Raw genomic sequence first — 15,046 nt, forward strand, 5'->3', positions numbered from 1 at the left:
TCCGAATTTATTCAATTTTAAAAATATATAGTAACTTTTAACAAAATGTATTATAAATTTCTGAATTCATTATTATTTGTCGTTAAATACAATAGAAAATACTATACCTGTATATGCAATTCGTCAATAGATAAATTATTAAATATGCTTACAACAATCTTAATATCCTTTAACGCACTACAATAGTGCTCTGATAATAGGTTATAAATGTACGTAAAACCATTGTTTCAATAAAAATGAAAACGTATACTTCAAGAAGGATGGGTTACTTAATATAAACAAGGGGGTAACATATATGACTTTATATTTAGATGGTGAAACACTAACAATTGAGGATATTAAATCATTTTTACAACAACAATCAAAGATTGAAATTATTGATGATGCGTTAGAACGTGTCAAAAAAAGTAGAGCGGTAGTTGAACGTATTATTGAAAATGAGGAAACGGTTTACGGTATTACTACAGGTTTTGGGTTATTTAGTGATGTACGTATAGACCCGACGCAATATAATGAATTACAAGTGAATCTGATACGCTCACATGCCTGTGGACTAGGTGAGCCATTTTCAAAAGAAGTAGCATTAGTCATGATGATTTTACGATTGAATACATTATTAAAAGGTCATTCAGGTGCCACTTTAGAATTAGTGAGACAATTACAATTTTTTATAAATGAACGTATTATACCGATAATCCCACAGCAAGGCTCTCTCGGTGCATCAGGAGATTTAGCGCCATTATCACATTTAGCATTAGCATTAATTGGTGAAGGGAAAGTATTGTACAGAGGGGAAGAAAAGGATAGTGACGATGTATTAAGAGAATTAAATAGACAACCTTTGAACCTTCAGGCTAAAGAAGGTTTAGCATTGATTAATGGTACGCAAGCTATGACAGCTCAAGGTGTCATTAGTTATATAGAAGCAGAAGATTTAGGTTACCAATCTGAATGGATTGCTGCATTAACGCATCAGTCTCTTAATGGCATTATAGATGCATATCGACATGATGTGCACGCAGTTCGTAATTTTCAAGAACAGATTAATGTGGCAGCGCGTATGCGTGATTGGTTAGAAGGATCAACATTAACGACGCGACAATCAGAAATACGTGTACAAGATGCATATACGTTGCGTTGTATACCACAAATCCATGGCGCGAGTTTTCAAGTATTCAATTATGTTAAACAGCAATTAGAATTTGAAATGAATGCGGCTAATGATAATCCACTTATATTTGAGGAAGCAAATGAAACGTTTGTTATTTCAGGTGGTAACTTCCATGGACAACCTATTGCTTTTGCATTAGATCATCTTAAATTAGGTGTAAGTGAATTAGCAAACGTATCGGAACGTCGTCTAGAGCGACTAGTAAATCCTCAATTAAATGGTGATTTACCAGCATTTCTTAGTCCAGAGCCAGGATTGCAAAGTGGCGCGATGATTATGCAATATGCTGCTGCAAGTCTCGTTTCTGAAAATAAAACTTTAGCGCATCCAGCGAGTGTTGATTCTATCACTTCATCTGCGAACCAAGAAGATCACGTATCTATGGGAACTACAGCTGCTAGACATGGTTATCAAATTATTGAAAATGCAAGACGTGTGCTGGCAATCGAATGTGTTATTGCATTACAAGCAGCAGAGTTAAAAGGTGTTGAAGGATTATCACCAAAAACACGTCGCAAGTATGATGAGTTTCGAAGTATCGTGCCATCCATTACACATGATCGTCAATTTCATAAAGATATTGAAGCGGTTGCACAGTATTTAAAGCAATCAATTTATCAAACGACTGCATGTCACTAAATCGACATGAGTGATGTTTGAAATCGTTACTTGAAAAAGCAAATATAGTTTGCTATATTAAAAATAACTTAATAAGACATTGTTCGTAGGACAAGTAATATATAGTGTTCGATATCAGAGAGCTTGTGGTTAGTGTGAACAAGAATCAACATATATATGAATCTACCTACTTAATTTAAAAGAACAATCGGTGATAACCGTTATTTTAGTGAAGTGCAATTTAGGTTTAGTGTATCTTTATAACTTAAATTGTTAAATAGGGTGGCAACGCGTAGACCACGTCCCTTGTAGGGATGTGGTCTTTTTTTATTTTCTAAAAAATAAAGACGTACGTCATTCCATAATAAATGATAATTATTTGGGAAAGGATGAAGGTTAATGTTAGACATTAGATTATTCAGAAATGAGCCTGACACAGTTAAGAGCAAAATTGAATTACGTGGAGATGATCCAAAAGTTGTAGATGAAATTTTAGAATTGGATGAGCAACGACGTAAATTAATTAGTGCAACAGAAGAAATGAAAGCACGTCGTAATAAAGTAAGCGAAGAAATCGCATTAAAAAAACGTAATAAAGAAAATGCTGATGATGTGATTGCTGAAATGCGCACATTAGGTGACGATATTAAAGAAAAAGATAGTCAATTAAATGAAATTGATAATAAAATGACAGGTATCCTTTGTCGTATTCCAAATTTAATAAGTGATGATGTACCTCAAGGTGAATCTGATGAAGATAACGTTGAAGTTAAAAAGTGGGGTACACCACGTGAGTTTTCATTTGAACCCAAAGCACATTGGGATATTGTAGAAGAATTGAAAATGGCTGATTTTGATCGTGCAGCAAAAGTTTCAGGTGCGCGTTTTGTATATTTAACAAATGAAGGTGCGCAATTAGAGCGTGCTTTAATGAACTATATGATTACAAAACATACAACACAACATGGTTATACAGAAATGATGGTACCACAGCTTGTGAACGCAGATACAATGTATGGTACAGGTCAATTACCTAAATTTGAAGAAGATTTATTTAAAGTAGAAAAAGAAGGATTATATACAATTCCAACTGCTGAAGTACCATTAACGAATTTCTACCGTAATGAAATTATTCAACCAGGTGTACTTCCTGAAAAATTCACTGGTCAATCTGCATGTTTCCGTAGTGAAGCAGGATCAGCAGGTAGAGATACAAGAGGATTAATTCGTTTACATCAATTCGATAAAGTGGAAATGGTACGTTTTGAACAACCTGAAGATTCATGGAATGCTTTAGAAGAAATGACAACAAACGCAGAAGCAATTCTAGAAGAGTTAGGTTTACCATACCGTCGTGTTATTTTATGTACAGGTGATATTGGATTTAGTGCAAGCAAAACATATGATTTAGAAGTTTGGTTACCAAGCTACAATGATTATAAAGAAATTAGTTCATGCTCAAACTGTACGGATTTCCAAGCGCGTCGTGCTAACATCCGCTTCAAGCGTGACAAAGCAGCTAAACCAGAATTAGCACATACATTAAATGGTAGTGGTTTAGCAGTTGGACGTACATTTGCTGCTATTGTTGAAAATTACCAAAATGAAGATGGAACAGTAACAATTCCAGAAGCATTAGTACCATTTATGGGTGGTAAAACACAAATTTCAAAACCAGTTAAATAAAGGCTTTAGCTACAAGCTTTAAAAAGTATATATCTACGTATACTTAAAGCAAGGGCAAGATACTTTAAATAATATTTTAAAAAGTGGTGACGAAGCTGTCGCCACTTTTTTTGTGCTGTAAAAATATAATAGTGAGCCAATGCACATAACAACAATAAATTAAGTTTGTGGTTTAATGGGGTGAACGCATTTCATTATAGCAACAATACGGGATAATTATGATGAACTAAAACAATCTAAAACGTAACAAGTTTGAGCATCACTAATATAGGAAAGGAAGCGATAAAATACTGATTTCGTTGATATGTAGTATGAGTTATATCGATGGAGTAGGGTAGGGGGAGGGGATGATTATAAGGGAGTGGTACATGAATCAATATCCCAGACTCATCATCAGATATAAAAATTTATAAAATTGATACTTAAAAACAACTACAAATCCATAGAAAATATGGAGGTAGTCTTAAATAAAAAATTGAAAATTCTCAAAAATAAAAAGTTAATATGAAGCTGACTAAAGACTCCGGAATGTCTAACCTCAGACAAACTGATGTCTAATGTTATTGCTTAGGGTATAGAACTGTATTAGACTAGGTATATTATTTTTTCGTAATTATATAAATATAAAGTGGCAAAGGAGGTAATTGAGATGACAACACATTTAAGTTTTAGACAAGGCGTGCAAGAGTGTATCCCAACATTATTGGGTTATGCCGGTGTTGGTATTTCATTTGGTATTGTGGCTTCGTCTCAAAACTTTAGTATTTTAGAAATTGTCTTGTTATGTCTTGTTATATATGCCGGTGCTGCGCAATTTATTATGTGCGCGTTGTTTATAGCAGGTACACCTATATCAGCGATTGTACTAACTGTATTTATCGTAAATTCAAGAATGTTCCTTTTAAGTATGTCGCTTGCACCAAACTTCAAGACATATGGGTTTTGGAACCGTGTTGGATTAGGTTCATTAGTAACTGACGAAACGTTTGGCGTCGCCATTACACCTTATTTAAAAGGAGAAGCTATCAATGATCGTTGGATGCATGGTCTTAACATCACAGCATATTTATTTTGGGCAATTTCATGTGTAGCTGGGGCTTTATTTGGCGAATATATCTCAAATCCGCAAACGCTAGGGTTAGATTTTGCTATCACGGCTATGTTTATCTTTTTGGCCATTGCGCAATTTGAATCAATTACTAAATCGCGATTAAGAATTTACATAGTACTCATTATTGCCGTCATAGTAATGATGTTATCGCTAAGTATGTTTATGCCTTCATATCTAGCAATATTAATTGCAGCCACAATTTCAGCAGCGTTAGGAGTGATGATGGAACAATGATAACTCATATGAACATGTTAATACTTATTTTATTGTGTGGTATCGTAACGCTATTAATTCGAATTATACCTTTTATCATGATTTCAAAAGTGCAATTGCCTGATGTCGTGGTTCGATGGCTATCATTTATCCCAATCACACTATTTACGGCACTTGTCATTGACAGCATTATTCAACAGACGCCTCATGGTGAGGGGTATACATTAAACATCCCTTACATTATCGCGCTCATTCCGACGGTTATTTTATCTATAATCACGCGTAGTTTAACTATTACAATTATTAGTGGGATTGTTATCATGGCAGCATTACGATTTTTCTTTTAAAAATAACTGAAAATCATTGAACAGATATTTAAACTTAGGTAAACTGTTAGTAATCAGAAAATTCTGATATACAAATCGTCTATGTTAAGATTGGGAATCGTGTATACGTAAGCGATTTGGCTAACGCATGACAATGATAACAACATTTTAAATGATAAAAGTAATTCATCACTGAATCTCAACTAACACATAACAATTTCATATTTCTTATTGTGAGAAGTTGAGGGACTTGGCCCTGTGATACTTCAGCAACCGACTTTATAGCACGGTGCTAAAACCAACGAGTTACTCGAATGATAAGTATAAAGACTTCTTACTTTTCAATAGGGTGAGAAGTTTTTTTGTTTAAGGAGGAAAGAACAATGACAAATTACACAGTAGATACTTTAAATTTAGGGGAATTTATTACAGAATCTGGGGAAGTCATAGATAACTTGCGTTTGAGATATGAGCATGTCGGTTATCATGGACAACCATTAGTTGTAGTTTGTCATGCATTAACTGGCAATCATTTAACATATGGAACAGATGATTATCCGGGTTGGTGGCGAGAAATTATTGATGGGGGATATATACCCATTCACGATTATCAATTTTTAACATTTGATGTTATTGGTAGTCCTTTCGGTTCAAGTTCACCTTTAAACGACCCTCATTTTCCTAAAAAATTAACATTAAGAGATATAGTCAGAGCGAATGAACGAGGTATACAAGCCCTTGGTTATGATAAGATTAATATTTTAATAGGGGGAAGTCTTGGAGGTATGCAAGCAATGGAACTACTCTACAATCAACAGTTTGAAGTAGATAAAGCCATTATCCTTGCTGCAACAAGTCGAACATCATCTTATAGTAGAGCTTTCAATGAAATTGCAAGGCAAGCCATTCATCTTGGTGGTAAGGAAGGTCTAAGTATTGCACGCCAATTAGGTTTTTTGACATATCGATCATCAAAAAGTTATGATGAACGTTTTACGCCGGATGAAGTAGTCGCATACCAACAACATCAAGGTAATAAATTTAAAGAACATTTTGATTTGAATTGTTATCTGACACTGCTAGATGTATTGGATAGTCACAACATTGACCGAGGTCGCACAGACGTAACGCATGTTTTTAAAAATTTAGAAACAAAAGTGTTAACGATGGGGTTCATAGATGATTTGCTATATCCGGATGATCAAGTTCGTGCATTAGGTGAACGTTTTAAATATCATCGTCATTTCTTCGTGCCTGATAATGTTGGGCATGATGGATTCCTACTAAACTTTAGTACCTGGGCACCTAACTTATATCATTTCTTAAATTTAAAGCATTTTAAGCGTAAGTAATAATATATATTTTCAAAGAATGAAGCCACTAAATCACAGTTATCATATTCAAAAACATCTAGAGTACATGAGAGTGGAAATGTATTGTAAATCTAAATCAAGCTTGATTGCTATGTAGTGGGATTAAATAATCATGTTGAAAATGAAAGCACACAAAAGCGATTCAAATGAGTATGTTAATTACTTATAAAACATGAAAGTTATTATTCAATTAAATGAAATAGAAGCATACAATCTATAAATTGTTAATTTTCATTAAAGAGGTTAAAATAATAGCTATAGTTAAAAATATGGGAGTGGCTTATGTGTTTTCAAAAATACAACCTAAAGCAACAATAATTGCAACGATTGCGTTGGTATTTGTCGCTTTAGCTTTATATCTAGTGCCTGGTTTAGGACTAATATTTGCATTATTTGCAACCATACCAGGTATCGTTTTATGGAATAAATCAATACAATCTTTCGGGATTAGTGCACTTATTACAGTAATTATAACAACTGTTTTAGGTAATACTTTCGTTTTAAGTGCCATCATATTAGTCTTAATTGCAAGTTTAATTATTGGTCAATTGCTCAAAGAAAGAACGTCTAAAGAAAGAATATTATACGTAACAACAGTAGCGATGAGCTTAATTTCATTAATCGCTTTTATGTTACTACAAACATTCGGAAGGATTCCACCATCAGCGAGCATAGTAAAACCTTTCAAGCAAACATTACATGAAGCGATTACGATGAGCGGTGCCGATGCGAATATGACCCAAATATTAGAAGAAGGGTTTAGACAAGCGACCGTTCAATTACCAGGTTTCATCATTATCATTACATTTTTAATCGTCTTAATTAACTTAATCGTTACATTTCCGATTTTACGAAAATTTAAAATCGCTACACCTGTATTTAAGCCACTTTTCGCGTGGCAAATGAGCGGTATTTTATTATGGATATACATTATTGTTATCATATGTTTATTATTTACAGGTCAACCGAGTGTGTTCCAGAGCATTCTTTTAAACTTCCAACTTGTGTTATCATTAGTAATGTATATTCAAGGTTTAAGTGTTATTCATTTCTTTGGTAAAGCGAAAGGTTTGCCGAATGCAGTAACGATTTTACTATTGGTTATCGGTACAATACTGACACCTACGACACATATTGTAGGACTACTTGGTGTTATCGATTTAAGTTTGAATTTGAAGCGAATCATGAAAAATAATTCTAAAAAGTGAATAGAGGTGGAATAATGAATCGGCAGTCCACTAAGAAAGCTTTACTAATACCATTTGTCATCATGATCATCACAGCAATTGTTTTAATGGGTGTATGGTTTATCTTTAATAGTCTTATAGCACTAATTGCATCTATCGTTCTTGTCGTGATGATTATTGTTAGCATCATTTTATTCAGACAAGCTTTAATGAAAATGGATAGTTATGTAGATGGTTTGAGTGCTCAAATTTCAACAACAAATAATAAAGCAATCAAACATTTACCAATTGGTATCATTGTTTTAGATGAAAATGATCACATCGAATGGGTTAACCAATTTATGACAGATCATATGGAAGCGAATGTCATTTCTGAATCTGTAAATGAAGTATTTCCAAACATTTTAAAGCAATTAGATAGAGTGAAATCCGTTGAAATAGAATATAATCAGTATCATTTCCAAGTACGTTATTCTGAGAATGATCACTGCCTCTATTTCTTTGATATAACTGAACAAGTACAAACAAATGAACTATATGAAAATTCTAAACCAATCATTGCGACATTATTTTTAGATAACTACGATGAGATTACGCAAAATATGAATGATACGCAGCGTTCGGAAATCAACTCAATGGTAACGCGTGTCATTAGTCGATGGGCAACTGAGTATAATATATTTTTCAAAAGATACAGTTCCGATCAATTCGTAGCCTATTTAAATCAAAAAATATTAGCTGACTTAGAAGAATCTAAATTTGATATCTTGAGTCAATTACGTGAAAAAAGTGTTGGTTATCGTGCCCAATTAACATTAAGTATCGGTGTTGGTGAAGGTACTGAAAATTTAATCGACTTAGGTGAATTATCACAATCAGGCCTAGACTTAGCATTAGGACGCGGTGGCGACCAAGTTGCAATTAAAAGTATTAATGGTAATGTGCGTTTCTATGGCGGTAAGACTGACCCGATGGAGAAACGTACTCGTGTAAGAGCACGTGTGATCTCACATGCGTTAAAAGATATCCTTGCAGAGGGTGACAAAGTCATTATCATGGGACATAAACGTCCTGACTTAGATGCAATTGGTGCAGCAATCGGTGTGTCTAGATTTGCAATGATGAATAATTTAGAAGCATACATCGTATTAAATGAGACTGACATTGATCCAACATTACGACGCGTGATGAACGAAATAGATAAAAAGCCAGAGTTAAGAGAGCGATTTATTACATCAGATGATGCTTGGGATATGATGACATCTAAGACAACCGTAGTGATTGTTGATACGCATAAACCGGAACTGGTTTTAGATGAAAATGTCTTAAATAAAGCAAACCGTAAAGTTGTTATCGATCATCATAGACGTGGTGAAAGCTTCATCTCTAATCCATTGTTGATATATATGGAACCATACGCAAGTTCGACAGCTGAATTGGTAACAGAGTTACTGGAATATCAACCAACAGAACAACGTTTAACACGTCTTGAATCAACAGTGATGTATGCAGGTATTATTGTAGATACAAGAAACTTTACATTACGAACAGGATCAAGAACATTCGATGCAGCGAGTTATTTACGTGCACATGGTGCAGATACGATTTTAACGCAACATTTCTTAAAAGATGATGTGGATACTTACATTAATCGATCTGAATTAATTCGAACTGTAAAAGTTGAAGATAATGGCATAGCCATTGCGCATGGTTCAGACGATAAAATTTATCATCCAGTAACAGTTGCACAAGCAGCAGATGAACTGTTAAGTTTAGAAGGTATTGAAGCATCATATGTTGTTGCGAGACGTGAAGATAATCTGATTGGTATATCTGCGCGTTCACTCGGTTCAGTAAATGTCCAGTTAACAATGGAAGCACTTGGTGGCGGTGGACATTTAACCAATGCGGCAACACAACTTAAAGGTGTGACAGTCGAAGAGGCGATAGCACAATTACAACAAGCAATTACAGAACAATTAAGTAGGAGTGAAGATGCATGAAAGTAATTTTTACACAAGATGTTAAAGGTAAAGGTAAAGGTAAAAAAGGTGAAGTTAAAGAAGTACCAGTAGGTTATGCAAATAACTTCTTATTGAAAAAGAATTATGCTGTAGAAGCAACACCAGGTAACCTTAAACAATTAGAGTTACAGAAAAAACGTGCAAAACAAGAACGCCAACAAGAAATTGAAGATGCTAAAGCATTAAAAGAAACGTTATCAAACATTGAAGTTGAAGTATCAGCAAAAACTGGTGAAGGTGGTAAATTGTTTGGGTCAGTAAGTACAAAACAAATTGCCGAAGCACTAAAAGCACAACATGATATTAAAATTGATAAACGTAAAATGGATTTACCAAATGGAATTCATTCCCTAGGATATACGAATGTACCTGTTAAATTAGATAAAGAAGTTGAAGGTACAATTCGCGTACACACAGTTGAACAATAAAGTTGGATTGAAATAAGAGGTGTAACCATTCATGGATAGAATGTATGAGCAAAATCAAATGCCGCATAACAATGAAGCTGAACAGTCTGTCTTAGGTTCAATTATTATAGATCCAGAATTGATTAATACTACTCAGGAAGTTTTGCTTCCTGAGTCGTTTTATAGGGGTGCCCATCAACATATTTTCCGTGCAATGATGCACTTAAATGAAGATAATAAAGAAATTGATGTTGTAACATTGATGGATCAATTATCGACGGAAGGTACGTTGAATGAAGCGGGTGGCCCGCAATATCTTGCAGAGTTATCTACAAATGTACCAACGACGCGAAATGTTCAGTATTATACTGATATCGTTTCTAAGCATGCATTAAAACGTAGATTGATTCAAACTGCAGATAGTATTGCCAATGATGGATATAATGATGAACTTGAACTAGATGCGATTTTAAGTGATGCAGAACGTCGAATTTTAGAGCTATCATCTTCTCGTGAAAGCGATGGCTTTAAAGACATTCGAGACGTCTTAGGACAAGTGTATGAAACAGCTGAAGAGCTTGATCAAAATAGTGGTCAAACACCAGGTATACCTACAGGATATCGAGATTTAGACCAAATGACAGCAGGGTTCAACCGAAATGATTTAATTATCCTTGCAGCGCGTCCATCTGTAGGTAAGACTGCGTTCGCACTTAATATTGCACAAAAAGTTGCAACGCATGAAGATATGTATACAGTTGGTATTTTCTCGCTAGAGATGGGTGCTGATCAGTTAGCCACACGTATGATTTGTAGTTCTGGAAATGTTGACTCAAACCGCTTAAGAACGGGTACTATGACTGAGGAAGATTGGAGTCGTTTTACTATAGCGGTAGGTAAATTATCACGTACGAAGATTTTTATTGATGATACACCGGGTATTCGAATTAATGATTTACGTTCTAAATGTCGTCGATTAAAGCAAGAACATGGCTTAGACATGATTGTGATTGACTACTTACAGTTGATTCAAGGTAGTGGTTCACGTGCGTCCGATAACAGACAACAGGAAGTTTCTGAAATCTCTCGTACATTAAAAGCATTAGCCCGTGAATTAAAATGTCCAGTTATCGCATTAAGTCAGTTATCTCGTGGTGTTGAACAACGACAAGATAAACGTCCAATGATGAGTGATATTCGTGAATCTGGTTCGATTGAGCAAGATGCCGATATCGTTGCATTCTTATACCGTGATGATTACTATAACCGTGGCGGCGATGAAGATGATGACGATGATGGTGGTTTCGAGCCACAAACGAATGATGAAAACGGTGAAATTGAAATTATCATTGCTAAGCAACGTAACGGTCCAACAGGCACAGTTAAGTTACATTTTATGAAACAATATAATAAATTTACCGATATCGATTATGCACATGCAGATATGATGTAAAAAAGTTTTTCCGTACAATAATCATTAAGATGATAAAATTGTACGGTTTTTATTTTGTTCTGAACGGGTTGATATATGTTAAGTTTGTGTATTGAAAGTGATAAATTAGTACTGTCAACGCCTCTGTTAAAGGGTTTTTAGGACGTTGAAAACGATTTGTTAAAATGATTTTTCTTTTAAAAAGGCCGAAAATCAATGTTCGATTTTTATTTGCATTATGGTCTCGATATTGGTAGAATATCAAATGGTTAAATGAGAAAAACTTGGAGGTGCTCACATGTCATCAATCGTAGTAGTTGGGACACAATGGGGAGACGAAGGAAAAGGAAAAATAACGGATTTCTTGGCAGAACAGTCAGATGTTATCGCGCGTTTTTCAGGTGGTAATAATGCAGGCCATACCATTCAATTTGGCGGAGAAACATATAAATTACATTTAGTACCATCTGGTATCTTTTACAAAGACAAATTAGCGGTAATCGGTAACGGAGTCGTTGTTGATCCAGTTGCACTATTGAAAGAATTAGACGGATTAAATGAACGTGGCATTCCTACAAGTAATTTACGTATATCTAATCGTGCGCAAGTGATTTTACCATATCACTTAGCACAAGATGAATATGAAGAACGTTTACGTGGTGACAATAAGATTGGTACAACTAAAAAAGGTATCGGTCCAGCATATGTAGACAAAGTTCAACGTATCGGTATTCGTATGGCAGATTTACTTGAAAAAGAAACATTCGAAAGATTATTAAAATCAAACATTGAATATAAACAAGCATATTTCAAAGGTATGTTTAACGAAACATGTCCATCATTTGATGATATCTTTGAAGAATATTATGCAGCAGGTCAACGTCTAAAAGAATTTGTAACAGACACATCAAAAATCTTAGACGATGCATTTGTAGCAGATGAAAAGGTACTTTTCGAAGGTGCGCAAGGTGTAATGTTAGATATCGACCATGGTACATATCCATTCGTTACATCAAGTAATCCAATTGCAGGTAACGTTACTGTTGGTACAGGTGTAGGTCCTACATTCGTTTCAAAGGTAATTGGTGTATGTAAAGCTTATACATCACGTGTTGGTGATGGTCCATTCCCTACTGAATTATTCGATGAAGATGGACATCATATTAGAGAGGTTGGTCGTGAATACGGTACAACAACAGGACGTCCACGTCGTGTAGGTTGGTTTGATTCAGTTGTATTACGTCACTCTCGTCGTGTAAGTGGTATTACAGATTTATCTATTAACTCAATCGATGTTTTAACAGGCCTAGACACAGTGAAAATCTGTACAGCTTATGAATTAGACGGTAAAGAAATTACTGAGTACCCAGCAAACTTAGATCAATTAAAACGTTGTAAACCAATCTTTGAAGAGTTACCAGGTTGGACAGAAGACGTAACAAATGTGCGTACTTTAGAAGAATTACCTGAAAATGCACGTAAATATTTAGAGCGTATTTCAGAATTATGTAATGTACAAATTTCTATCTTCTCAGTTGGTCCAGATAGAGAACAAACAAACCTATTAAAAGAATTGTGGTAGAACTTTATATAAGTCATACACAATGATTATAAATACATGAGCCTTCTATCTTTATTGGTAGGAGGCTTTTGTTATGCTTGCTTCTGTATCGATTCGATTATTTAGATAAAAAATACTAACGTAAAGGCGATATTTGCTAGTCATAATTTAGAAGATTAGATGATATTTAACGAAAATTAAGATGAAATACTTGAATGTAAGAAGTCTGATGTCGAAAATAGCTATTAAAATAGAGTAGACGTAAGTGTAAATGAAAGCACCTAAAATAGAAAAATTTCAAAAATAGCGTAATTATTATAATAAATAGACTGCCAATAAAATGCAATTTTTCACTTATAACATTCTTCAAAAAATAATAGCAAAATTATGTAAAAAATATCTTGTCATGGCAAGATTGGCTGTGCTATAATCTATCTTGTGCTTAAGAACGGCTCCTTGGTCAAGCGGTTAAGACACCGCCCTTTCACGGCGGTAACACGGGTTCGAGTCCCGTAGGAGTCACCATTTTTTAGGTCTCGTAGTGTAGCGGTTAACACGCCTGCCTGTCACGCAGGAGATCGCGGGTTCGATTCCCGTCGAGACCGTACAAATGCCTATCCAAGAGGATAGGCATTTTTTTGCGTTTAATATTATATTAATAAAAGATATATGGACGAATGATAATCATATTGATTTATCTGTTCGTCCATTTTCTTTAAAATGTATGAACCTCAAGTAACTTAGTGGTTGGATATGAAAGATAAACGTAGACAATAAAATCTTTATTAGACGTACAAACATATGCTACTGTCAACATATTTCTTCGTTGTGATATGCCACCAGTCCTCCATAACATCAATTGTTAAAGTAACGAATAACGAATAATGATATTTATTTTCTGAGCAATGACGTGCAACTAGAAGTTGCCATTATCCTAATTTTATTATTGGAATAGAGACCTCATCATTGTGTTAAATATCATTGTCACAATCCGCCGTGAGAAACTAATAAAAAATAGTAATATATAAGTTTATATTGGAAAATAGAATTAATAGCTTATAAATGGTAAATTATATAATAGGTTACTATACGTTATAAGACGGAAAATGCGCACAATAACAAAAATAGTAAGCGACATCCTGTGATTTTTTACACAAACATAAACGATAAAGAACAAAAAATGATAAAATAATATTAATGATTTAAGAAAAGAGGTTTATGCAAATGGCTAGAAAAGTTGTTGTAGTTGATGATGAAAAACCGATTGCTGATATTTTAGAATTTAACTTAAAAAAAGAAGGATACGATGTGTACTGTGCATACGATGGTAATGATGCAGTCGACTTAATTTATGAAGAAGAACCAGACATCGTATTACTAGATATCATGTTACCTGGTCGTGATGGTATGGAAGTATGTCGTGAAGTGCGCAAAAAATACGAAATGCCAATAATAATGCTTACTGCTAAAGATTCAGAAATTGATAAAGTGCTTGGTTTAGAACTAGGTGCAGATGACTATGTAACGAAACCGTTTAGTACGCGTGAATTAATCGCACGTGTGAAAGCGAACTTACGTCGTCATTACTCACAACCAGCACAAGACACTGGAAATGTAACGAATGAAATCACAATTAAAGATATTGTGATTTATCCAGACGCATATTCTATTAAAAAACGTGGCGAAGATATTGAATTAACACATCGTGAATTTGAATTGTTCCATTATTTATCAAAACATATGGGACAAGTAATGACACGTGAACATTTATTACAAACAGTATGGGGCTATGATTACTTTGGCGATGTACGTACGGTCGATGTAACGATTCGTCGTTTACGTGAAAAGATTGAAGATGATCCGTCACATCCTGAATATATTGTGACGCGTAGAGGCGTTGGATATTTCCTCCAACAACATGAGTAGAGGTCGAAACG

11 protein-coding genes, 2 tRNA genes, 1 riboswitch and 1 other annotated feature are annotated in these 15,046 nt (G+C 34.5%); all 13 genes read left to right on the forward strand.

The features are described from left to right. Nucleotides 1-295: 295 nt before the first annotated feature. Nucleotides 296-1,810 carry a histidine ammonia-lyase gene (gene hutH / locus JG553_RS10940; RefSeq protein ID WP_000177464.1) on the forward strand — a complete coding sequence of 505 codons (1,515 nt, stop codon included), beginning with the start codon at nt 296-298 and terminating at the stop codon, nt 1,808-1,810. Between the two features lie 79 nt (nt 1,811-1,889). Further along, nucleotides 1,890-2,099 (forward strand) — a binding site (T-box leader). Nucleotides 2,100-2,188: 89 nt separating this feature from the next. Further along, a complete protein-coding gene (gene serS / locus JG553_RS10945; RefSeq protein ID WP_000884334.1) occupies nt 2,189-3,475 on the forward strand; it encodes a serine--tRNA ligase in 1,287 nt (428 codons plus the stop codon). A 649-nt stretch (nt 3,476-4,124) separates the two neighbouring features. Continuing rightward, a complete protein-coding gene (locus JG553_RS10950; protein ID WP_000207105.1) occupies nt 4,125-4,820 on the forward strand; it encodes an AzlC family ABC transporter permease in 696 nt (231 codons plus the stop codon). After that, complete coding sequence (locus JG553_RS10955) at nt 4,817-5,146, forward strand: AzlD domain-containing protein (RefSeq protein ID WP_000628050.1); 330 nt, start codon at nt 4,817-4,819, stop codon at nt 5,144-5,146. The genes JG553_RS10950 and JG553_RS10955 overlap by 4 nt, the downstream gene beginning before the upstream one ends. A 204-nt stretch (nt 5,147-5,350) precedes the next feature. Next, nucleotides 5,351-5,449, forward strand: a riboswitch (SAM riboswitch). A gap of 59 nt (nt 5,450-5,508) precedes the next feature. Next, complete coding sequence (gene metX, locus JG553_RS10960; protein WP_000186481.1) at nt 5,509-6,477, forward strand: homoserine O-acetyltransferase MetX; 969 nt, start codon at nt 5,509-5,511, stop codon at nt 6,475-6,477. A gap of 290 nt (nt 6,478-6,767) precedes the next feature. Next, nucleotides 6,768-7,706, forward strand: coding sequence for a YybS family protein (locus tag JG553_RS10965; RefSeq protein WP_001791710.1), 939 nt, complete (start codon nt 6,768-6,770; stop codon nt 7,704-7,706). 14 nt (nt 7,707-7,720) lie between these two features. Next, the gene (gdpP, locus tag JG553_RS10970) at nt 7,721-9,688 is read left to right on the forward strand and encodes a cyclic-di-AMP phosphodiesterase GdpP (protein ID WP_001081634.1); all 1,968 of its coding nucleotides are present in this window, start codon (nt 7,721-7,723) and stop codon (nt 9,686-9,688) included. Then, complete coding sequence (gene rplI, locus JG553_RS10975) at nt 9,685-10,137, forward strand: 50S ribosomal protein L9 (protein ID WP_000864297.1); 453 nt, start codon at nt 9,685-9,687, stop codon at nt 10,135-10,137. The genes gdpP and rplI overlap by 4 nt, the downstream gene beginning before the upstream one ends. A 31-nt stretch (nt 10,138-10,168) precedes the next feature. Then, nucleotides 10,169-11,569, forward strand: coding sequence for a replicative DNA helicase (dnaB, locus tag JG553_RS10980; protein WP_000375651.1), 1,401 nt, complete (start codon nt 10,169-10,171; stop codon nt 11,567-11,569). A 277-nt stretch (nt 11,570-11,846) separates the two neighbouring features. Further along, a complete protein-coding gene (locus tag JG553_RS10985) occupies nt 11,847-13,130 on the forward strand; it encodes an adenylosuccinate synthase (RefSeq protein WP_000095327.1) in 1,284 nt (427 codons plus the stop codon). Between the two features lie 429 nt (nt 13,131-13,559). Beyond that, nucleotides 13,560-13,634 (forward strand) — tRNA-Glu (locus JG553_RS10990). A gap of 7 nt (nt 13,635-13,641) precedes the next feature. Further along, a tRNA-Asp gene (locus JG553_RS10995) sits at nt 13,642-13,714 on the forward strand. A gap of 619 nt (nt 13,715-14,333) precedes the next feature. Beyond that, the gene (yycF, locus tag JG553_RS11000) at nt 14,334-15,035 is read left to right on the forward strand and encodes a response regulator YycF (protein ID WP_000101976.1); all 702 of its coding nucleotides are present in this window, start codon (nt 14,334-14,336) and stop codon (nt 15,033-15,035) included. Nucleotides 15,036-15,046 lie beyond the last annotated feature (11 nt).

It is taken from the genome of Staphylococcus sp. T93 (assembly GCF_016743875.1).
Taxonomy (GTDB): Bacteria; Bacillota; Bacilli; order Staphylococcales; family Staphylococcaceae; genus Staphylococcus; species Staphylococcus aureus.

Excerpts from the sequence above, each read along its gene's own strand:
- JG553_RS10965 (WP_001791710.1), top strand. The coding sequence starts at position 6,768 with ATGGGAGTGGCTTATGTGTTTTCAAAAATACAACCTAAAGCAACAATA.
- metX (WP_000186481.1), top strand. The coding sequence starts at position 5,509 with ATGACAAATTACACAGTAGATACTTTAAATTTAGGGGAATTTATTACA.
- rplI (WP_000864297.1), top strand. The coding sequence starts at position 9,685 with ATGAAAGTAATTTTTACACAAGATGTTAAAGGTAAAGGTAAAGGTAAA.
- JG553_RS10985 (WP_000095327.1), top strand. The coding sequence starts at position 11,847 with ATGTCATCAATCGTAGTAGTTGGGACACAATGGGGAGACGAAGGAAAA.
- JG553_RS10950 (WP_000207105.1), top strand. The coding sequence starts at position 4,125 with ATGACAACACATTTAAGTTTTAGACAAGGCGTGCAAGAGTGTATCCCA.
- hutH (WP_000177464.1), top strand. The coding sequence starts at position 296 with ATGACTTTATATTTAGATGGTGAAACACTAACAATTGAGGATATTAAA.
- serS (WP_000884334.1), top strand. The coding sequence starts at position 2,189 with ATGTTAGACATTAGATTATTCAGAAATGAGCCTGACACAGTTAAGAGC.
- JG553_RS10955 (WP_000628050.1), top strand. The coding sequence starts at position 4,817 with ATGATAACTCATATGAACATGTTAATACTTATTTTATTGTGTGGTATC.
- gdpP (WP_001081634.1), top strand. The coding sequence starts at position 7,721 with ATGAATCGGCAGTCCACTAAGAAAGCTTTACTAATACCATTTGTCATC.
- yycF (WP_000101976.1), top strand. The coding sequence starts at position 14,334 with ATGGCTAGAAAAGTTGTTGTAGTTGATGATGAAAAACCGATTGCTGAT.
- dnaB (WP_000375651.1), top strand. The coding sequence starts at position 10,169 with ATGGATAGAATGTATGAGCAAAATCAAATGCCGCATAACAATGAAGCT.